Here is a 20,851-nt window from a genome sequence, read left to right as displayed (position 1 = left end):
TAGCAACTGAATACTAAAACGAAGGGCAGCTACCGGATTATTTGATGTCGTAGCCGAATAGATTGGGGTCAACTTCTGACAACTCGATATCTGCTAGACCATATTCAGCCCAGCGCCGACTGACCATTTCAGCCACTTTGGGGTCGGATTCCAGCGGTTTACCCCATTCGTGATCGGTCTCTGGCCCGATTTTAGTCGTCGCGTCGATGCCCATGCGGCTACCGAGACCCAGTTTTTCATTGGCAAAATCCAGCGTGTCAAAGGGCGTATTAGGCAGGATGAACACATCGCGTTCTGGATCGACCTTGGAGGTGAGCGCCCAAACTACCTGGCGCGGATCGCGAATGTTGATGTCTTTGTCCACCACGATCACAAATTTTGTGTAGGTGAACTGAGGCAGCGCTGTCCAAAAGGCCATTGCGGCGCGGCGGGCTTGTCCCGGATAGGCTTTGTCAATTGAGATAATGGCGGCCTTGTAGCTGAGGGCTTCCATAGGTAGGAAGAAGTCGGTGATTTCGGGCACCTGCTGCCGCAAAATCGGGGTGTAGATCCGATTAAGTGCGATCGCAATCATTGCTTCTTCTTTGGGGGGGCGACCGCTGAAGGTGGTGAGGTAGATCGGATCTTTGCGGTGGGTGACGCAGTGGAAGTGGATCAGCGGCGAATCTTCGACGCCGCCGTAGTAGCCCATGTGGTCGCCAAAGGGGCCATCGGGCACTTCTTCACCGGGGGTAATGGTGCCTTCCAGGACAAATTCAGAATCGGCGGGAACTTCCAGATCAACAGTTTTGCACTTGGTCAAGTTGACGCCGGATTTACCATAGAGTCCGGCAAATAGCCACTCGGAGAGATCGACCGGGATTGGCGTGGCAGCGGCCATGATGATGAGGGGATCAACGCCAAGTGCGATCGCAACTTCTAGCTTCTTACCTTGCTCAGCGGCTTTGCGTAGGTGACGTGCTCCGCCCCGCACCGACAGCCAGTGAACGGACATGGTGGTTTTTGACTGGAGCTGAAGCCGATAAACGCCAACGTTGGGCGTACCCGTTTCGCAGTCTTTGGTGATCACCAGCCCCAGGGTAACGATTTTGCCTGCATCTTCGGGGTAGGGGCGAATCATTGGGATTTGATCCAGATCGACCTGATCGTCTTTCAGCACCACTTGATGGCAAGGAGGCAGCAGGTCACGACCGGGTTTGGCGCGGACGACATCGAAGAGCACTTTGCCGAATTCGATGGCTTGGGAAATCTTTTTGGGGGGCTTGGGCTGTTGCAGCATTCCCAGCTTGCGGCCCAGATCTTCCAGTTCTTCGGGCTGCTCCATGTTCATGGCCCAGCAGACGCGCTGCACGGTGCCGAGGGAGTTGACGAGGACGGGATAGGGGGAGCCTTTGACGTTTTCAAACAGGAGGGCTGGCCCACCGCACTGCAACATCCGGTTGGAAATTTCGGCGATTTCTAGGTCGGGATCAACGAGGGCGGTGATGCGGCAGAGTTGGCCCCGTTGTTCGAGCTGTTTGATGAATCCCCGTAAGTCTCGTGCCATGTTAATGAAGAACTGTAAAGCGTTTCTTCTTTATTATGGGTGATTTGGGGCAGTCTGCCGAATTGGGTTGAGGCTATGTCAGGGATCGTCATTCAGTTGTCTATGCTCTCTATAACAAACCTACCCCTTTCTAAATCCACCTCAGTAAGTCTGACTTCTAAAGAAGCACCAACTTCGAAGGTTTGACTGGGTTGCTTAGCAGATGAGCTGTGAATGTTTGCAGCAGGGAGCAGGGCGCGTACATCTCCAAGGTCAACTATAATTCCGTAATGTTTGACAGCTCGCACTGTGCCGCTGACAATCTGACCAACCTGTAACTGTTGAAGTCTGAGCCAAACAGGATAATGAAGTAGCTTTAAGCACGCATCTTCCTCTGTGACTTCCAAAACGATGAGTGGCAATTCTTTCCCTTCCAGAGACTCTTCCTTGTATTCGTTAGCGCGTAACGGAAAAGCGCCACGTAAGCCTTCAACTCTGACTGCTGCACTCCGTGAGTATTGTTTAAGCACTGTGGCATGTATGACTACATTCTCGGCCTGCAATTGCCGTAACCGTTCGCAGGCTATTTTGACCTGTAGCTGACGAATCGAAAAAGAAACAGTTGGCGGGTGGTCTTCAGAGCATAGGAACCATTTGAGCCTTGCTGCTACTCCAGGGCGTTTTCCATCTGTTCTAACTTCAGTGATTTGAGTATGCAGAACTATATCTTCTGGATTAACGAGATAGCCAGCGTGAACTTGTTCTAGAGAATAACCAAACTGAAGCGATGCGTTTATTTGTGCGTTCTTAAGTAAGCGATCGCTGCCAATGAGTGTTTCAGGTGAACAATTGGAGAAGAAAATCTCACCATGACCGTCATAATTGCCGACAACTAAGAACTCTCGGATTTCACCTACTCGCAAAGCCTCGTCTGCGCTTTGGATTTTACTGAGTGATAGCTCTGATAGTGGAACGTGAACGAGTTGAGCGATATCAAAGTCAACCAGAGCACCTGTTGGTTCTAGCGCCACAATTTTTCCCGTAACGATATCGTCTGGTTGAAATTCACCTAACGGAACTAACGGAACGCTCATAGCTTAACGGGTTTAACATCACCCTACTTCGCTGGCAGTTGGCTTCAATCTAGCATTCACAGACCAGTTGACCTCAGAGCAAGTTCAAAGGTTTAAAAAGCAAAAGAGAACATACCAAGTACGTCCTCTTTTGCTTTTGGGGTTTTGAATTAATTTTCGACTGCTTTGGGCAGTTGGCGATAGTGAGTGACAATTTGTTCAATCACCTGATCAATCGTCAAATCATCGGTTTGAATTTCAACCGCGTCTTCGGCTTGGCGGAGGGGGGCGGTGGCGCGGGTGCTGTCCTTGCGATCGCGTTCGTAAATCATCCGCTCTAGCTCATCGAGATCAACGACAGGCTGATTTTGGTCTTTCAGATCTTGCTGACGGCGGCGAGCGCGTTCCTGCACCGATGCAGTGAGGAAAATCTTCAATTCCGCATCAGGAAAGACGTGGGTGCCGATATCGCGACCTTCCATCACCACGCCACCTTCGCGACCATAGGACTGCTGGCGCTGGGTGAGTTCTTGTCGAACAACGGGCTGAGCTGCGATCGCAGATACGTTTCGCGTCACATCAGCCGAGCGAATTACCTGCGTCACTTCTTCACCGTTCACCCAAACGCGGGAGAGAGGAATCTTGTCGCTGCCGTCTTCCGCAATACCAGGCTGAAGCTGAATTTGGCACTGATTGACCAATTCTGCGATCGCAGGTCTGTCGTCCAAGGCAATGCTGGACTGCATGACTAGCCAGGTGACTGCTCGGTACATGGCTCCCGTATCGAGATAGAGCAAATCTAGCTCGTGTGCCACTCGCCGCGCTACGGTTGATTTGCCAGCTCCGGCTGGCCCATCAATCGCGATAATCGGTTTGCGATTGCGCAGCACAAGATTGTCAATTAAGCGCGTATTTCCCAAGTAAGCGGCAACAGCCAACAGTCCAGCCTCCTTTACCCATTCCAAATGTTCTATCGTATCAGGATGCACCAGATCGATGTAATCGATCTTGAAATTAGAGTTTGTTTTAATATGCTCTTTCACCGTTTCGATTAGGATTGCTGCATCCTCGCAGCCCTGATCGAACCGGTGTTTCGCCTGCTGCAGGCTTTGGGAGAGCACCATCGCTTCTACCCGCTGCTCAGCCGTTAAATACTGGTTACGAGAGCTGTAGGCTAACCCACTTGGCTCCCGCACAATCGGGCAAACAACCAGCTTAACGGGCAGATTCAGGTCGTCCACTAGCCGCTGCAAAATTGCCACCTGCTGGGCATCTTTTTGACCAAAGTAAGCGCGATGGGGCCGCACAATATTCAGCAGCTTCGTCACAATTGTAGCGACTCCTTCAAAATGGCCGGGTCGGATTTTCCCACATAGGTTGGCCATCATCGATTGGGGCGGAATCACTTGGGTTTGCGCCGCTGCGGCTAGGGATGAACCGTACAGTTCTTGGGCAGACGGAGCAAAAATCGCATCGACCCCAGCCTGCTTGCACAGAGCGGCATCGGCTTCTAGGGTACGCGGATATTGCTCAAAGTCTTCATTTGGCCCAAACTGGAGTGGATTCACAAAAATGCTGACCACTACGATGTCGCATTCTTGGCGCGATCGCTGAATCAGACTCAGGTGTCCGGCATGGAGCGCCCCCATCGTTGGCACGAAACCAATCACAGGTTGTCCACCTGCCTGGGATGCACTGCGCCCTTGCGCACATAATTCGACGGGGAAATGACCGCAACGAATATCGTCGAGGTAGCAGTTGAGTCCAACCACAGTTTTGAGTAGCCGCACCACTTTCCCCCTGCTGCCAAATTGTTGACCACCAACGGTCTACTGTAGCGAATCTTGACCCCGTTTTGCTACTCCTAATCGATGTCAATATCGATCGGCATCCGCGCATAGATATGACGCGGATCGTTCAGGGTGCGTAACATTTGGATTTCAGCCTGGAACTGGCCAAGCTGCGCTGTCAGTGGATCGGTTGGACGTGCTGCGGCATCAACGGTATCCGAGCCAAAGAACTGCTCAAAAAACCGCTGCCACCCTTCGCTTTCTGGATATTTCCGAATATTCCAGTCGTCGCCCAAATCTGCCGCTGTGGCTGCCGCTGAGATCGCAGCATCCAGACCCCCCAGTTCATCGACTAAGCCCAGATCCTTAGCCGACGAGCCAGACCAGACCCGTCCCTGAGCCAGTTCCGCCACTCGTTCTAGCGGCAAATCGCGCCCCTGAGCCACCCGCTCTAGGAATTCGTCATAAATGCTATCGACGCTGGTTTGCAAAATATTCAGCTCTTTGGGCGTTTTGGGTCGAGTGATTGTGAAAATATCGGCAGTGTCGCCTGTTTTCACCACTTCCCAGTTGACGCCAATTTTCTCGCCCAGATCTTCCAGATTGGGGAAAAAGCCAAATACGCCAATCGAGCCTGTAATCGTGGTTGGTTCCGCAAAAATCTGATCGGCTGAGGCGGCAATCCAGTAGCCACCAGATGCGGCGACGTTGCCCATTGAGACGATCACGGGCTTGCCCGCTTCCTGGCAGAGCTGCACTTCGCGGAGAATCACTTCAGATGCGATCGCACTGCCGCCCGGACTATTCACCCGTAGGACGATGGCCTTCACATCATCATCCAACCGCAGTTGGCGCAGATGCCGGGCCAGCTTATCGCCTGCAATCACCTGTGATAGTCCTTCGCCCTCTCCGTCTACAATCGGGCCTTCGGCATAGACCAGCGCAATCTGATTGTCCGATCGCTTGACCTCTAGCGGATCATCGGTGCCGCTGGCGTATTCACTCAGGCTAATCTGTCGAAAGCTGGCTTCATCTTCTGACCATTCTGCATCCTCAGATTCCTCGCCCTCACCCGTTAGCTGCCGCAGATCTTGAATCACTTCGTCCAAATAAGCGACCTTATCGACCAGTCCCTGCGTCTGGGCCTCTTCGCCAAACAGGAAACCGTTGCCATTTGCGATCGCTTGCAGTTGGGGTGCCTCAATATCCCGAAATTCAGCTGCGCTGTAGATGATGTGTCCCCACAGATCACTGAGCAGGCGCTGGGTTTGCTCCCGCTCCTCTGGGCTCATATCGTTGCGGATCAGCGGTTCGACTGCCGATTTGTATCTGCCCACTCGCGTAACCTGAATGCCAATCCCCAGCTTGTTAAACGTTTCCGCCTGGTAGCGCACTTCTGAGTACAGCCCGTTCATTTCCACATCGCCAAAGGGATTCATGGCAATGGTGTCCGCCACTGAAGCCAGATAGTATTCCGCTTCTGTCCACGACACGTCATAGGCAATAACTGGTTTGCCTGCCGTCCGAAACTGTTTGATAGCTTCCCGCAGTTCCTTGAGCGCGGCTGCACCAACCCCCACGCCTAGATCATCCCCGGCTAAATACAGGGCCACAATGTTGTCATCTTCAGCGGCAGCTTCAATGCCGTTAATTGCATCCCGCAGGGTTAACTGGCTTTCAATACCGCCTAGCAATGCCTCGGTCGGAGACAGCTCGTACTCCGCATCACTAATCAAGGTTGAAAGGTCATAGACCAGCACGGAGTCTTTCTTGACCAGTCGCGTCTCTTCCCCATCGCTAAAGCTGGCAATCAGCACGCCAATCAACCCCAGCGCACCCAGTGCTGATAGCGTGATAAACAAAATAAAAAATAGGATTGACCCGACCAAACTAGCCAGGGTGTACTTTAGGAAATCGCGCATCGAAATGGCTCCCAGCCTAACTCAACTAGAGGCATTGCAGCCCCATCCTAAACGATGTCATAGCAGGCTAGCTGGAAATCCGGCTGAACTTGTAATGTTTTCACAGATTTGCAGGCTGAGTTACTGAATGGGTAAACGAATTTTGAAGCTTGTCCCCTGAGCGAGTTGACTGTTCACTGCAATGGAGCCACCACAGCGAATCAGCAACTGCTGCACGACAGTTAAGCCTAAACCGGCTCCTTCGCTTTCTTGAGTAGGCACATGTTTTCCCCGGTAGAAGGCATCGTAGATGCGCGGCAAGTCTGTTGAGCTGATGCCCACGCCTGAATCCTGTACTTCCAGCATGATATCGTCACCTTCTTGGGAAACCAGTACCCAAATGCGCCCGCCGCTATCAGTGAATTTAATGCTGTTGTGGAGCAGGTTAATCAAAATTTGCCGCAGCCAGGCCTGGGGACAAGAGATGGCGGGTAAATCATCGGGGACGCGATAAGCCAGTAAAATCCCTTTCTCAATGGCTAGGGGCTGATAAGTGCTGACGACGCCGGGAATAACATCGTGTAGCTTGAGCGGATGCGAATCTTGAGTGGCCTGTTCAACCTGAAGCAAATCGAGAATGCCTTGGATCATCGTATTCTGGCGATCGCAAGCTTGATGCAGCATATCCATGTAGCGCTGCCGCTGAGCATCACCGATGCTGGGCGAATTGAGCAGGGTGAGCGCTGTCTTCATATTGGTTACGGGCGGCTTCAGCTCCTGACCGATACGGTTGAGAAAGTCGTCTTTAGCTTCCAGCGTGCGGGTCAGGGTTTCGTGAACAGTATGGAGATTTTCCGTTTCCTGTTCCTGCTGCCGATAGCGCTCAATTTGCTGCACCATCCGCTCCTGCTGAGCAATCTGCTGGGTAATCAGATAGCTGAGGGACATGGTATTGGTCTGGGGCGCACCACAAATTTTGACTTGCTCCTGCCAGTGGGTTGAGGCGGCGGTCAGATTTCTGTCTTGGGGATACCGCTTCTGCCCAGTTTCAAGAACCTGATACAGCCCGCCCAGAGCCTGTTGCAACACTTCGGCCTCAAAGGAACAAAGTGCGAGTAAGCGCGATCGCCGCTCACCAGTCGCCACAGAACGGGGCCGATGGGCCAGAAACAGACCGGAGAATGACTCCGAAACCACCATCAGAAAATATTCTTGATTGAGGTGATTGGGATCAATTAACGGTACGACAATCTCTTGCGCTTGCTGATCGGTCGTCACTGAGATCATGCCGCTGTCGCCAATCAGGGAAAACTCGTCATCAAAAAACGGATCGGCAATGGTTTCATACTGATCCTGAGCCAGCTCATGAGCCCAACCTGCGATCGCAGGTTGAGCGGATGACGATGGGGTTGGCGATCCACCGGGTTCAGCCGTCATCGCTGTGCCCATTTTTTGCTGATAATATTTTTCCCGCTCTACCCGGTACACCACATGGGCCAACCCAGACTGATAAATGCTTTGATTAATCAGCTCTTGCCAGGAGGAACGATGGGGAATTTTCAGCCAGATACTGGCCGAGATTTGGCGCTGGCTCAAGAAATTGAGCACACTTTGTAGCACTCCCCGAAAGGTTCTCGGGCTGAGCTGAAGTGAACTGGGCACTTGCTCAACATTCAAAGCAAGCTGATAGAGAGAAACGGGGGAAGAGGACGAGGAACTCATGGGGTCAAGAGACACTCATGGGGCAATAGAGCAACAATACATCAGTTCAAACCGTTCTAGATTGAGCCAACTCTAATCAACAATCAAACAGGCACTTTCACCATTCCTGAAGCAAATTATAGAATTTTGTTTAATCATCACCACGATTATTCGCCAACTTCTGACGAAAAATCTGTTTTTGTCTGACCGATTTGTGTGCGATCGCAACGCGAGCGTCCAGCGATCATGCCAATTGAATCCCTATATTTAATTTACGCTCAGGTCAAAGAAAAATAGGTGAAAAACAGGCCAATCAAACATTTGAACCCAGCCCACGGCGATCTCGCAAAATTTTAAAAGAGATGCTCAAGCATGGTTTGGCATCCGATTGAACCATTCGGATTGGGCCGTCAATCTGCTCAGTTCGATGACACAAAACTTAGTGAATTGCGCCATAGTAAACGAAAGCGTCAGCAACAGGGACGCCTATGACAGTAGCAGATTCTAGAGGAGCTTATGCACGGTTTCATTCCCCCCCATCGCTTTTTGCCCTATCTTGCTTGGACAGATATTCAGGCTATGCCCGATAAGGCAAACGTGGTGATTGTGCAACCTATTGGCTCCATTGAACAGCATGGGCCTCATTTACCCATTGTGGTTGATTCTGCAATCGGAACGGCGGTACTGGGTAAGGCTTTAGAAAAGCTGCCGTCGCATATTCCGGCCTATGCGTTGCCGCCCCTGTGCTACGGCAAATCGAACGAGCATTGGCATTTCCCTGGCACGATTACGCTGAGTGCTCAAACCTTATTGGCAGTGATTACAGAAGTGGCGGAAAGCCTCTATCGCAGCGGTTTTCGCAAGCTCATCTTGCTGAATTCTCATGGGGGACAGCCCCAGGTTTTGGAAATTGCGGCTCGTGATTTACACCAAAAATATGCTGATTTCCTTGTTTTTCCGCTGTTTACTTGGCGTGTGCCACATATTGGTAGCCAACTGCTCAGCCCTAAGGAAAAAGAATTGGGCATTCACGCAGGCGATGCAGAAACCAGCGTGATGCTGTCTATCTTGCCCGATACCGTCCGCATGGAAGCGGCGGCGGCGGAATATCCCCATGGCTTACCGGAAGACAGTTTACTCAGCATGGAGGGGAAACTGCCGTTTGCCTGGGTTACGCGCGACTTAAGCCGCAGTGGTGTCTTGGGTGATCCAACTGTGGCGACGAAGGAAAAGGGCGATCAGCTGATGGAATCGGTTTCTGACGGCTGGGTCGAGGTGATTAAAGACGTGCATCAGTTCCAGCAGCCCCACGCCTGGGAACGCTCCTATCCAGGGGAAACCTTTGTGCAAGCGCATCCCTGAGCATCTTACTGGTGAGGAAAAACAATACGGAACTGCGTTCTGGGCGAACGTTCAACCTCAACCGTCCCCTTGAGCTCTTGAGCCAGTAGCGTGACTAATCTCAAGCCCATTGACGAACTGCGATCGCGATCAAAATTCTCGGGCAGCGGCGTACCATCGTTGGCAACCACTAGGCCTAAAAACTCCTGCTCAGGACTTGCATCGGTCGGCACAGGCAAAAGAGAGATCTGCAAATGACCAGTAGCGTGAGATCGAAGCCCATGCTTAATGGCGTTTGTCACCAACTCATTCAAAATCAAGCCGCAGGCCACGGCCTGATTTAACTGCAGCATGGCGGAAACATTAAGTTCCAGCTCAATCCGCTCGGGGTTAAGCATATAGGTGTAAATTAAGTTTTCGGCCAAAGTGCGGGCATAGGAGGCAAAATCAACCTGCTGTAAATTGGGAGAACGGTGCAACTGTTCATGCACCAGCAGCATGGATGAAATGCGATCGCGAGTCATTTCCAAAGCCGAACGGGCCGAACCATCGGCAGTTCGGCGAGATTGCAGATCGAGCAAGCTGGTAATAACTTGCAGATTGTTTTTGACTCGATGATTGATTTCTTGCAGTAAGACTTCCTTTTCGTGTAGCGAATCTCGGAGCTGTTGATCCGCGATTTTTTGAGCTGTAATATCTTCAATGACCGATACAAAATAGTCCGGATCTCCCGTCTCTGTCCGCACCAACGAAATCGTCAACCGCGTGTGTAAAACCCGACCATCTTTGCAGACGACCCGTTTTTCAATGGCGCAATTATCGACTTGATTCAGCAAAAACTGGCGGAATTCAACCGTATATTGCCGCACATCATCTGGATGAGTCACCTCTTCGTAGGATAGGTTCATCAGTTCTGCCGCAGAATAGCCCAGAATTGAACAAAGGGCTGGATTAACATCCAGAAATCGGCCTGTTTGTGCATCAACCAGGCTTATCCCCACTGCGGCTCGCTCAAAGATTAATCGATTGTAATTTTCTAACGCAGAGCCTAGCGAAATATTGGCCAAACAATCCGCCACTGTTAGGACTCGAATCACCCGTCCATCTGCATCTAATACGGGCAAACAGTCAGCTTGTGCCTGCCGGAAGCGAGTCCGACAGGTCGCTAAATCCGCCGCTTCCTCTACGGTTAAAGTCGTCATGACAGGTTGCATATATTCCGCGACAGGAGTTCGATCTAGATCGACTTGTTGTGCGATCGCAGCTGTCCAGGTCTGAGGTGTAACCAATCCTAAACACTGCTGTTGAGCATCAACAACCACGGCATAAGTGGTTCCAGCTTGATACAGTTGAGCGTTCAGAACAGACAGGGAACAGTCTGGATTAACAAGCAGCATCTACAGCAATCCTTTCGATCTAAGTTCGACATCATTAGCCAAAAATGTTGGGGCAAATCACATACCAGCGATTTCATGACGAGTGATCATGCACTATGACTGATCGTGATCTCGTTTTCCATAGGAAAGCTAACGCCCAAAGTCGGCATTTTGCCAACGCACTGCGATCGCAAAATATCCTGGGTGGGTTGAGTGCCAGATGCAAGGAATGGAAACCTAGAGCAGGTTTTGGGGCTATACGTATTTGAATATGCAGACAAGTTTCGATGTGACAATATATACATTTCACATCGAAACTTGTCTGCGACAAATCCCGAACTTGATACACAAGTTTATGTACGCTCTCGTCTTGCACCCAAACCCGAAGTGAGCATTTCGCGGCCTCACTGCGACGGCAAAATGCTCACTCCGAATTTTCGGTTTGTAAAGTGCAAAATAAGGGGATAGATCCTGTATACAGTCAACAGACCTTGTCGGAAATTGTTTTGTAGCGTGGCGGAGCCGCGCTACAAAACAATTTCCAACCCCAAAAACTTTATTTCCAATAAAGTCTAATATTGATGTTTTTTAACACAGTAGGGGCTTAGCAACTACTAAACCCCTACTGATACTATTCACGTTCCTAATGAGACTCAGCATCAGTCGGCGCATCCGTGCTCTCTGTCTCTTCGGAGCCGGACTGGATTTCGACATCGTCATCGTCTGTCAAGCGCTCGATTTCATACGGTGAGAGCTGTACATCTTGCTGAATCGTCAAAATGGCCGTGTCAGAATCTTCCTGCTGTAGAATGCGGATTTCTTGCTCCAGCTGATCTAAGCCATCTTCAAAGAAGGTCTGGGACGGCAAACTGCGATCGCGTCCCAATCCTCCAGGCGTCGTTTGAGCGAATACCGGATGATTTATCCAGGACATCATCAGACCAGCGACTAGACTGCCAGAGAAGAGTACAGCAAGCGACAATGGATTAGCAAACACACAGCGATAGCGCATAGCAACCTCCTACATAAAGCAAGAACTCGTTCAATTAGGCCCCAGCCCACTCATTCATTGTTCACCCATAGCAGAACAGAGTTGAAACGGATTCGTTCCAACTCTGCCTCGCGCTTTTATCCAAGGTGTGCGATTTTAGGATTTACGCTTCATGTACCTGCGATCTCAGTGCATGCGCAATCCTAGCGCACATTGGTATTGGGCTGATACAGCGACGGAGAGTTGGAATCAGCCGTTGGTGCTTTGGGAATTTCGATGATCGGCTTGTCTAAGGCGATTTGTAGTCCTTCTGTCGAAACGCCAAACTCAGCATCGGTGGCGATTTCGCTGTCCGGGCCGGATCGCTCTGCAAATTGAGGTGTGCGGGTCGGAGACCCAAAGACAAACGCGGATACTGTACCCACCACGACGGCTGCGATCGCACCCCCTGTTAGCACAAGGCGGCGAGATGGCCGATTCGCGCGACGCACCACCTGATCAACCATTGCATCAATATCAATCGATGTCTCAGCGACAGGAACCTGGATAGACTGAAATCCCTGACGCAATAGCAGCAGCCGCTGATAAAGCTTTTGCACCGTGGCATCGTTATCCAGCCAAGTTTCAACCTGACGGCGCTCATCGGCTGTGACTTCGCCATCAAGATAAGCACTGAGTAATTCGAAGCGATCGCGTTTCATAACGTCCAGAGCCTCCCACGAACGGCAGTCATCCTGATCTCCAGACGCCCAGCCTGGAGCCGATTGGTCGCTATTACGGTTTGAAGGAAAATCAGGGGTCATCTCAAAAATGATATATGGAGAATTAATCGTTTAGACCAAATACGAAACAAGCGCTGGCATCGTGATCTTAGTGATTCTAACGATAACTAAAAGCAGATACCGTCAAGCTGAGTTAAATCGTGTCAAAGCAGATTAAGTTATTTCAAAATCATATCCGAACTACTCTAGAACACAACTCACCTTTTGAGGCACTTTTGTTTGAATTTAAACCAATCACCTCTTTCCAAAGGGTGGCTGGAAATTTTGGCGAAAGTGGAGCGTATGTTTGACTGAGTGTGCTAACGATTCTATCCGGGTTTGCTGCTCGCTAACTTGATCGTAATAGACGCGAGGTCAATAAACCGATAAGGTAACCTGCTGACTCAATCACTATGCAACTGCTACAGAAAAGAACCTCCATCTAGGTACTTCTGAAGCTGGCTTTGGAGGCGCTGACGGGCGCGGGCAATCCGAGATTTCACCGTACCCAGAGAGACATTGGTGATTTCGGCAATTTCTTCGTAGGCCATGCCCTCAATTTCGCGCAGCACGATGGTTGTACGGAATACTTCCGGTAAATCTGCGATCGCATCATGGAGGCGGTCATAGAACTCGCGAGTTGCCAAATCCTCATCGGGGCCAGGCGTATCAGCAGCTACATCCCACTCCATTTCACCATCGTCTAAGCGGCGAGGCGCATCCAGGGAAAGAGGTCGCCGAACCCGCTTGCGCTTGCGCAGTTCGTCATAAAACAAATTGGTCGTAATCCGACTGAGCCATCCCCGAAACTTAACCGGATCATTCAGCTTGCGGATATTGCGGTATACCCGAATCCAGACTTCTTGAGCCAGATCGGCCCGATCTGACCAGTCAGGTGCTAGGTGGTAGAGAACCTTGTCAACATGGGATTGATGCCGACGCAGCAGTTCCGCAAATGCCGCTTTGTCAGGACGGAGGCCGGCCTGACACTGCAAAATGAGGTCGTAGTTGGAGAGCTTTTCGGGTTGCACAGTTGCCTGAGGAACGGTATTTTGCACCGTTGACCAGGATGCGGGTAGAGAATGAGTCATTAGCACAACTTGCCTGAACGTCTCGTCACTAGGGAAGGGAATTCATGAGAACCCGCTTTTTAAGTGCGGGCTTCACTAAATTCGTGTCGCTAGTCTCAGAGACGGGGCAGGTTCCACCAAAGTTCCCACCGAATCCAAAAATCAAAACTGGATAAAGCAGCTTCATCCTAGCTCAACGGCTGTGAGTATTCTCACATCTTGCACTAAAACCTAGGAGGGTTATCTTACCCCCGCATTGCGGCAGCAAAACAATCGCTTTGGGGTTTCAATTTGAGGGTGCAAGACAGTAAGTATTACTAATTACGCGGTGAGTGAACATAATCCAGGAACAATTCTGCATTCCCCATCCTACAGCGATTTCAATTTGCCAGCGATTTCGATTTCTCACACTGATGGAACGTTTTCAGAGTTTTCCAGCGTCCTAACTAATGTGACTCCTGCTTATAGGATTTGCGATCGCAGTGAAAGAACATATACCCCAGCCAGCATCAACCAGTTCAGCGCATTGATCCGAGCGTCGTAAAACGGCAGGTCTAGCATGGAAAATAGGATAAATCCGCCAGTGGCTAACAAATAGCCAGTCAGCACCATTCGATGCGGATTGTCCCGACGCTGCTGTAAACAGGTGTGTACCCCGCGATAGCAAACATAGCCAATGGCAAGGAGCAAGCCAAGTGTCAACACAACTCCCGCTTCTGTGAGCATCAACAGTACAAAATTGTGGGTATGAAAGACATGGGAATACAGTTCATGTGTGCTGCGGGGCGGATACAGAAATTTGAAGTTGCCCAATCCCCAGCCAAACCAGGGGCGTTCAACTGTCAGATCCCACGCAATCCGCCAAACGCTGGAACGGGGGTCGCGACCGAAGCCAGTCAGGACGCTCTGGAGCGTGATATAACGGCCACCAATGCCACCAATCAGTGCGCCTAGACTCAGCGCAAATATGCCAGCTAGTCCGGCCCAGAAAATCAGGCGCTGCCGCCGCCCCAGCCAGATGAAAAGCGCCAGTTGACACAGCCCAATGGATAGTCCATTGCGCGATCCAGCACAGAAAATGCCAACACCAATCAGCGCGATCGCCAGATATAACAGCCGCCCAGAATAGGGCTGAATCTGATGAATTTGATCACTTGGATGGCGATCGGTTGGGTGACGCTCGGCGCTATCGTCGGCTTGAGCGGTAATCGTCGGCTCAACGTGCTCAACGTACTGTTGCCGAACAGAGCGGTTGCGATCGCAGGTATCCAGCAGCAGCAGCCCAAGTCCCAAACCAAAAATCACCACCAGATAACTCACGTAGGTATTGGGATGACCAAAAAATGAGTTGGCGCGGTGCCCGTAGTCGTTGCGATAAAACCAGTTCAGGATTGACCAGTCGGCTAGAGATGAAGTTGCGATCGCGGAACTTTTCAGCCAGTACTCGAAAACCGCCACCAGGTTCATGGGAATTGAGGTGACAACCAGAAGATAAGCCAACTGGTAAAGCTGTTTAGGGCTACCTAAGGTTTGAATCAGCACCGCAAACAGCAGGAAAAACGGAATAAAATTCGTCAGTTGCAGAAAGGCCTCTGGGCGATAGAAGGCAATGCTGGCGTTGAAAATTAGGCCAATTGCGATCGCGCTTAATCCCCTGACCATCGGTGGCTGGAATAAGCGCCAGCCCAACTGCCAAACACGTGTAACGAGAACGACAAAAACTCCCATAAATCCGACATAGCTGACGTAGGGCATAACAATGAAGCCCGCTTGCAGCAATGTCCATAGCGGAGACTGAGTTTTTAGACACTTGGCAAGAGACACACCTAATAGGCTCCATCCCCAACAATGACCACCCAAATTGTGCGCGCCATGATGTAGATGTCAAGCCACACCGACCAGTTACGCACATAGTAGGCGTCCAGATTCACCCGTTCTTCGTAGGTCGTATCATTTCGACCCGAAACCTGCCACAGTCCGGTAATGCCGGGTGACACCTTTAAATACAGCTTAAATCGTTCTGCGTATCGCCAAACCTCTTCATCCACAATTGGTCGCGGTCCTACCATGCTCATTTCGCCCCGCAGCACGTTCCACAGCTGAGGCAGTTCGTCTAAGCTAGTACGGCGCAAAATCCTACCGACACGGGTGATCCGAGGATCATCCTTCAGCTTATGATCCTGCTCCCAACTGGACTTTAGCTCCGGATGCAGTTGCAGATAGTGAGCCAAAATTTGCTCAGCATTTTGCTGCATCGTGCGGAATTTCCAGGCTTTGAAGTAGTGACCATCGCGACCAATCCGAGTTTGGGCATATAACACTGGCCCCGGCGAGTCTAGCTTAATCAGCAGCGTGATTAGCCCAATCAGCGGCAATACCAGCAATCCTAAACCGACCGTCAAAACAAATTCCAGCAAAAACTTAGTAGCCCGTGGCCCTGGCAGCAAAAGCTGCTGCCGCACTTCTAGCCCAAGCACCCCGCCTAGATCTTTGGCTCCGACCCACAAACTAGAAAAGCCAAACAAATCCGGAATGATAAATAGATGTGCAAAGGTTTGTCCGTATCGTTCAAGCAGCTCCAGCAATCGATGGCGAGGTACTCCTGGCATCGCCACAATGGCATAGGGAATTTGCAGTCGTCGGGCTAAACTGGGCGCTAGGGACAAGTTACCGACAACTGGAACACCTTCAACTGAGCGCTGTTTATTGGGATCGTCGTCCAAAATCAGAATTGGCTTAAGCCCCAAACTGGGATTACGCTTGAGGGTACGAACCACCATTTCACCCGTTTTTCCTGCACCCAAGACCATCACGGGATAGCCCCACCAACCTTGTTGTGCCAAAAAATGTCGCAGAACGACGCGCCCCATGAGCACCAGCAGGATTGAAAGGGGCCAAACCATCAGAAACACGCCCCGAGAGTATACTTCGCCCTCCCGAAACAGGAAAATTACGGCAGCTAAAGCCAGATAAGTCAGTGTAGTGGTCATAGTCGTGCGCCGTAGTTCCTCGACGGGACTCATGCCAATACCGGGATATAGCCCAACCGTAGCGTAGGCCAACAGAAATAAGCCTAAGATTGGCCAGAGCTGCCAATAAAGCTCTGGTTCATACTGTCCATTGAACCAAAGCCGCACCATGACGCTGATGTATCCCGCAGCTGACAGCATTGCCAAATCAGTGCCAGCGAGACATGCAATCGTCGGCCAGGGACGAGTTGTCACTTTTAGAGCAGTAATGGCGGGCCGCAGAGTACGCTGGAGCTGCATAGATGCTACATGGACGACGAAAAAGCAAAGATAGACTGCAATATTTCTCCTCCTGAGAGGTTACAGGACTCTGCTCACTACGTCTACTCTTTACGGCTTTGAACGGCGAATTCCGACCAAGTTTGCTGGACAAGTTGCAAAAAGTTACTGCGAAATTGATCGTCAGAAAACCGTTCGGCCTGCTGTTTAATAGCAGCAGCAGGCAGCAAGTTTGGAAGCGCCTCAAATTCTTTTACAGCAATAATTAGGCTCTTTACAGTCTGTGCGGGAAAGAAAAGTCCTGTTTTGTCAGGAATGACTGTTTCGACTGCGCCACCTCTGCCATAGGCAATCACTGGAGCGCCTGCGGCTTGGGCCTCAACGGGAGTGATACCAAAGTCTTCCTCTGCTGCAAAGATCAAGGCTTTACAGCGCTGGAGATAGTCGGTCACCACTGCATCGGCTTGATGACCCAGTAGCGTGATGTTAGGCGTAGCGAGGCGACGCATGCGATCGCAATCTGTCCCATCACCAATTACGACGAGGGGATATCCCAATTGGGCAAAGGCTTCAATAATTAAATCAACCCGTTTATAGGGCACAAATCGTGCGATCGCTAAATAAAAATCTTCGCGAGGCTCATCGGCTCGAAATCGCTGCACGTTCACGGGTGGGTAGATTACGCTTGCTGAACGCCGGTAAGTTTTCTGAATGCGGCGGGCAATGTAATGAGAATTCGCCACTAGCACATCGGCTCGATTCGCACTGGCTAAATCCCACAGCCGCAGATAGTGCAATGTTAAGCGAGCGATCATCCCCTTCAATCCCCAGCCGAGTTTAGACTGCTGGAGATACTGATGCTGAAATTCCCAGGCATAGCGCATGGGAGTATGAATATAGCTGATGTGCAGCTGATCGGGTCGGGTAATCACGCCTTTCGCTACAGCGTGGCTGCTGGAAATAATCAGGTCATAGTCAGATAGATCAAACTGCTCAACCGCAAACGGCATTAAAAGCAAATACTGACGAAAGTGCCGTCGGGCAAATGGTAAGTGCTGAATAAACGAGGTTGTGACTGGTTTGTGCTGAATAAAGCCACGCTGATCTGGATCTAGAAAATCCACTAAGCTGAACAGGTCAGCATCGGGAAACAGCGTCAGGATTTGCTCCACGACTTTCTCCGACCCAGCATGAGTCACTAACCATTCATGCACAACCGCGACTTTCACAGGTGTTCAAGATTCCAGGACGACTGCCATCAAATCATAAAGCTCATAAAACGCGACGGAATATCCGTTAGATATCCCTCTAGGGGATAATAGCCAAATTTTGCCGAACGAGATACAAGGACAGAGGTGGTTTCCCCGCAATGTGCTTCATCAGTGTTGCATCTGAAATTCACCCATATAAATGAAGAAAGGCAAATTCATTTGAACTTGCGGCCTGTACTTTGGCATTTATGATGATTTCGCTTTATGCTCTAGCTGGATAACATTGAATCTATTAATCAAAATTAATCAGAACCAGTTTTCGTTTTCGTGAACGCACCAGCATACAGCCCGTACTTTTACAAAAACGATTCTAGGATTTTTGTGCTGAATTGCATGTTATACCCAATTGGTGTGTAAGAACCCCATGATTATTTACGAATGGTCTGTAATGCAAACCATTCGCAAACATCGCTATGGTTTTCAACCAAATTTGGATGTGTGATGTGCGAATCAAGCTGTTCCGCCTTCTAATAATTGTAAAATGCCAAAGTTTTCCTTCAAGCAACTGATACGGCCTGCTGCCAACTCAGGAGAATCGGGTTCGACCGAAAATAGCTCAAAGCTGGGCACCTTTGGTGGAGTATATACCCCTTCTATCTTGACCATCCTGGGCGTGATTATGTACCTGCGCTTTGGCTGGGTTGTAGGCAATGTGGGGTTGTTCGGCACTTTAGCGATCGTCACGCTGTCAACAGCGATTACTTTTTTGACCGCTCTCTCCGTATCTGCGATCGCAACTGATCAGGTGGTGCGAGCCGGAGGAGCTTATTACATGATTAGCCGCTCTCTGGGTATCGAAACCGGAGGCGCAGTCGGCATTCCGCTGTATCTAGCTCAGGCATTTTCCGTGGCACTCTACACGCTCGGTTTTGCCGAAAGCCTGAAGGAAACGTTTCCGGTTCTGAACCTAACGGTTGTGGCGCTGATTACCACGGTGTTAGTCGCGGCGCTGGCAATTCAGTCGGCCAATATTGCGATTAAGGCCCAATATTTCATCATGGCTGCGATCGTAATCTCGTTGCTATCGCTGATCTTTGGCCATGCGATTGAGCCTTCGACGATTGAACCTTTTGGTGCAGCTCCAGCCCGATCAGAAGGGTTTTGGAAAGTGTTCGCCGTCTTTTTCCCCGCCGTGACGGGCATTATGGCGGGTGTCAACATGTCTGGGGATTTGAAAGATCCCACCAAGTCACTCCCTTGGGGCACCTTGGCGGCAGTTGGTACAGGCTACATCATTTATATGGTGCTGCCCATCATCCTGGCTAGTCGAGCGGATGCGATTACGCTAATTGAAAACCCGCTGATTATGCGAGAAATGGCGCTCTGGGGTGACGCGATTCTGCTTGGCGTATGGGGCGCAACTCTATCTAGCGCTATCGGTTCAATCCTAGGAGCACCGAGGGTTTTGCAGGCTCTAGCGCGGGACGGCATTCTGCCCAGACCGCTGCGCTGGCTGGGACAGGGACACGGCCCTGGTGATGAACCCCGACTGGGGACGTTCTTCACGCTCGGTATTGCGCTGGCCGTGGTGACAATTGGTGACTTGAACCTAATTGCGCCCGTTCTGACCATGTTCTTTCTCACCACCTACCTGGTGTTGAACGTGACAGCAGGCGTAGAAAGCTTTCTCCAAAGCCCCTCCTTCCGACCCGCGTTCAAAGTCCACTGGGCCTTGTCACTGCTAGGGGCAATCGGTTGCGTTGCCGTCATGTTTTTGATTAATCCAGTGGCAACCGTGATTGCGGCAGTGATTGTCCTGGGGATCTACATCTGGCTGGAGCGACGAGAACTGGAAAGCACCTGGGGCGATGTGCGTCGGGGTTTGTGGATGACGCTGGTGCGGGCGGGCATTTTACAGCTCGATAATTCTCCTGATCCACGTAACTGGCGGCCCAATATTCTGGTTTTATCCGGTGCGCCGACCAAGCGCTGGCACTTGATTCAACTGGCTGATTTTCTGACTCATAATCGCGGTTTAGTGACCGTTTCCAGCGTTTTACCCAGCGGTTCCCGCAATGTTTCGCAGCAGGCCAAGCTGGAATCAACGATTCGCGATTATCTCAACCGACGCGGCATTCAAGCACTCGTACGACTAATTACCGCCCCCGAACCCTTTAAGGGTGCAGAGCAACTGGTAGAAACCTACGGTTTTGGCCCGCTGGTGCCTAACACTATTCTGCTGGGCGATACCGAAAACGAAGCCAGTCGCGATCGCTATTGCCAGATGATCACCAGTTTCCACCGTGCCCAGCGCAACGTGGTGATCTTTCGCGAAAACCCTGACGCGCCCTTGGATAATGACAAGCCGGGTCGCAATCGGCGGATTGACGTGTGGTGGGGCGGTTTGCAGCACAACGGCGGACTGATGGTCATTTTGGCTGACCTGTTGCGCACCAGTTGGAAATGGCGCGGAGCCGAGATTCAGCTCAAGCTGGTCGCACCGAACTCAATGGCCGCAGAGGCAGCGGAAACCAACCTCGAATCAATGGCAAAAAGCCTGCGGGTCGAGGCCACCTCGAAAGTTCTTGTGGCAGAAGGCCGCACGTTCGATGAAATTCTCCAAGAATCCTCGCAGAATGCTGACCTCGTGTTCTTGGGAATGGCGACGCCGCAGGATGACCTAGGGCAGTCAGAAAACTATTGCCATTACTATCAGCAAGTTCAGCAGCGCACAGCCGATCTACCAACAACCGTATTGGTGCTAGCTGGACAAAACGTTGCCTTCTCTGAAATCTTGCAAAAAGATGGATAAACGTGCCTGTCTTTGGGCGTAGGGGGAACTGCACACTTTCCGTCTTGCTGT

Annotated in this window: 14 protein-coding genes; 2 read left to right on the top strand and 12 right to left on the bottom strand. The window is 50.9% G+C overall.

Going from position 1 to position 20,851, the window contains the following annotated elements; all coding sequences use genetic code 11:
* Positions 1 to 37: 37 nt before the first annotated feature.
* The 5 genes from AC286M_RS28465 to AC286M_RS28445 form a co-directional block, all read right to left on the bottom strand.
* Entirely contained in the window at positions 38 to 1,546 is a 1,509-nt protein-coding gene (locus AC286M_RS28465) for a UbiD family decarboxylase (RefSeq protein ID WP_488207593.1), read from the bottom strand.
* 92 nt (positions 1,547 to 1,638) lie between these two features.
* Positions 1,639 to 2,619, bottom strand: a complete 981-nt coding sequence (locus AC286M_RS28460) for a S1 RNA-binding domain-containing protein (RefSeq protein ID WP_488207592.1) — start codon at positions 2,617 to 2,619, stop codon at positions 1,639 to 1,641.
* Positions 2,620 to 2,768: 149 nt separating this feature from the next.
* On the bottom strand, positions 2,769 to 4,388 hold the full coding sequence (locus tag AC286M_RS28455) for a bifunctional pantoate--beta-alanine ligase/(d)CMP kinase (protein WP_488207591.1): 1,620 nt from the start codon (positions 4,386 to 4,388) through the stop codon (positions 2,769 to 2,771).
* Between the two features lie 74 nt (positions 4,389 to 4,462).
* Positions 4,463 to 6,310, bottom strand: a complete 1,848-nt coding sequence (sppA, locus tag AC286M_RS28450; protein WP_488207590.1) for a signal peptide peptidase SppA — start codon at positions 6,308 to 6,310, stop codon at positions 4,463 to 4,465.
* A gap of 120 nt (positions 6,311 to 6,430) precedes the next feature.
* Positions 6,431 to 8,011: an ATP-binding protein gene (locus AC286M_RS28445; protein WP_488207589.1), complete on the bottom strand. Its 1,581-nt coding sequence runs from the start codon at positions 8,009 to 8,011 to the stop codon at positions 6,431 to 6,433.
* A 495-nt stretch (positions 8,012 to 8,506) separates the two neighbouring features.
* Here AC286M_RS28445 and AC286M_RS28440 point away from each other — a divergent pair, with 495 nt between their 5' ends.
* On the top strand, positions 8,507 to 9,352 hold the full coding sequence (locus AC286M_RS28440; protein WP_488207588.1) for a creatininase family protein: 846 nt from the start codon (positions 8,507 to 8,509) through the stop codon (positions 9,350 to 9,352).
* 5 nt (positions 9,353 to 9,357) lie between these two features.
* Here AC286M_RS28440 and AC286M_RS28435 read toward each other — a convergent pair whose 3' ends face one another.
* From AC286M_RS28435 to AC286M_RS28405, 7 genes are all read right to left on the bottom strand, one after another.
* The gene (locus AC286M_RS28435; RefSeq protein WP_488207587.1) at positions 9,358 to 10,728 is read right to left on the bottom strand and encodes a histidine kinase dimerization/phosphoacceptor domain -containing protein; all 1,371 of its coding nucleotides are present in this window, start codon (positions 10,726 to 10,728) and stop codon (positions 9,358 to 9,360) included.
* A 622-nt stretch (positions 10,729 to 11,350) separates the two neighbouring features.
* Positions 11,351 to 11,719 carry a hypothetical protein gene (locus AC286M_RS28430; protein ID WP_488207586.1) on the bottom strand — a complete coding sequence of 123 codons (369 nt, stop codon included), beginning with the start codon at positions 11,717 to 11,719 and terminating at the stop codon, positions 11,351 to 11,353.
* A 182-nt stretch (positions 11,720 to 11,901) separates the two neighbouring features.
* On the bottom strand, positions 11,902 to 12,501 hold the full coding sequence (locus AC286M_RS28425; protein ID WP_488207585.1) for an anti-sigma factor family protein: 600 nt from the start codon (positions 12,499 to 12,501) through the stop codon (positions 11,902 to 11,904).
* A gap of 380 nt (positions 12,502 to 12,881) precedes the next feature.
* Entirely contained in the window at positions 12,882 to 13,550 is a 669-nt protein-coding gene (locus tag AC286M_RS28420; RefSeq protein ID WP_488207584.1) for a sigma-70 family RNA polymerase sigma factor, read from the bottom strand.
* Between the two features lie 441 nt (positions 13,551 to 13,991).
* Positions 13,992 to 15,353 carry an O-antigen ligase family protein gene (locus tag AC286M_RS28415; protein WP_488207583.1) on the bottom strand — a complete coding sequence of 454 codons (1,362 nt, stop codon included), beginning with the start codon at positions 15,351 to 15,353 and terminating at the stop codon, positions 13,992 to 13,994.
* A gap of 2 nt (positions 15,354 to 15,355) precedes the next feature.
* A complete protein-coding gene (gene wbaP / locus AC286M_RS28410) occupies positions 15,356 to 16,798 on the bottom strand; it encodes an undecaprenyl-phosphate galactose phosphotransferase WbaP (protein ID WP_488207582.1) in 1,443 nt (480 codons plus the stop codon).
* Positions 16,799 to 16,881: 83 nt separating this feature from the next.
* Positions 16,882 to 18,006 (bottom strand): glycosyltransferase family 4 protein, encoded by a 1,125-nt coding sequence (locus AC286M_RS28405; RefSeq protein ID WP_488207581.1) that lies wholly within the window; start codon positions 18,004 to 18,006, stop codon positions 16,882 to 16,884.
* A 523-nt stretch (positions 18,007 to 18,529) separates the two neighbouring features.
* Here AC286M_RS28405 and AC286M_RS28400 point away from each other — a divergent pair.
* Complete coding sequence (locus AC286M_RS28400; protein ID WP_488207580.1) at positions 18,530 to 20,800, top strand: APC family permease; 2,271 nt, start codon at positions 18,530 to 18,532, stop codon at positions 20,798 to 20,800.
* The last annotated feature ends 51 nt before the right edge of the window (positions 20,801 to 20,851 follow it).

The organism is Thainema salinarum CENA647 (assembly GCF_057732415.1).
Note: the sequence above shows the minus strand (reverse complement) of the source record. Positions and strands in the feature narration are given on the sequence as shown.

Coding starts and splice junctions, on each gene's coding strand:
- AC286M_RS28465 (WP_488207593.1), bottom strand. CDS start 1,546: ATGGCACGAGACTTACGGGGATTCATCAAACAGCTCGAACAACGGGGC.
- AC286M_RS28460 (WP_488207592.1), bottom strand. CDS start 2,619: ATGAGCGTTCCGTTAGTTCCGTTAGGTGAATTTCAACCAGACGATATC.
- sppA (WP_488207590.1), bottom strand. CDS start 6,310: ATGCGCGATTTCCTAAAGTACACCCTGGCTAGTTTGGTCGGGTCAATC.
- AC286M_RS28445 (WP_488207589.1), bottom strand. CDS start 8,011: ATGAGTTCCTCGTCCTCTTCCCCCGTTTCTCTCTATCAGCTTGCTTTG.
- AC286M_RS28440 (WP_488207588.1), top strand. CDS start 8,507: ATGCACGGTTTCATTCCCCCCCATCGCTTTTTGCCCTATCTTGCTTGG.
- AC286M_RS28435 (WP_488207587.1), bottom strand. CDS start 10,728: ATGCTGCTTGTTAATCCAGACTGTTCCCTGTCTGTTCTGAACGCTCAA.
- AC286M_RS28430 (WP_488207586.1), bottom strand. CDS start 11,719: ATGCGCTATCGCTGTGTGTTTGCTAATCCATTGTCGCTTGCTGTACTC.
- AC286M_RS28425 (WP_488207585.1), bottom strand. CDS start 12,501: ATGACCCCTGATTTTCCTTCAAACCGTAATAGCGACCAATCGGCTCCA.
- AC286M_RS28420 (WP_488207584.1), bottom strand. CDS start 13,550: ATGACTCATTCTCTACCCGCATCCTGGTCAACGGTGCAAAATACCGTT.
- wbaP (WP_488207582.1), bottom strand. CDS start 16,798: ATGCAGCTCCAGCGTACTCTGCGGCCCGCCATTACTGCTCTAAAAGTG.
- AC286M_RS28400 (WP_488207580.1), top strand. CDS start 18,530: ATGCCAAAGTTTTCCTTCAAGCAACTGATACGGCCTGCTGCCAACTCA.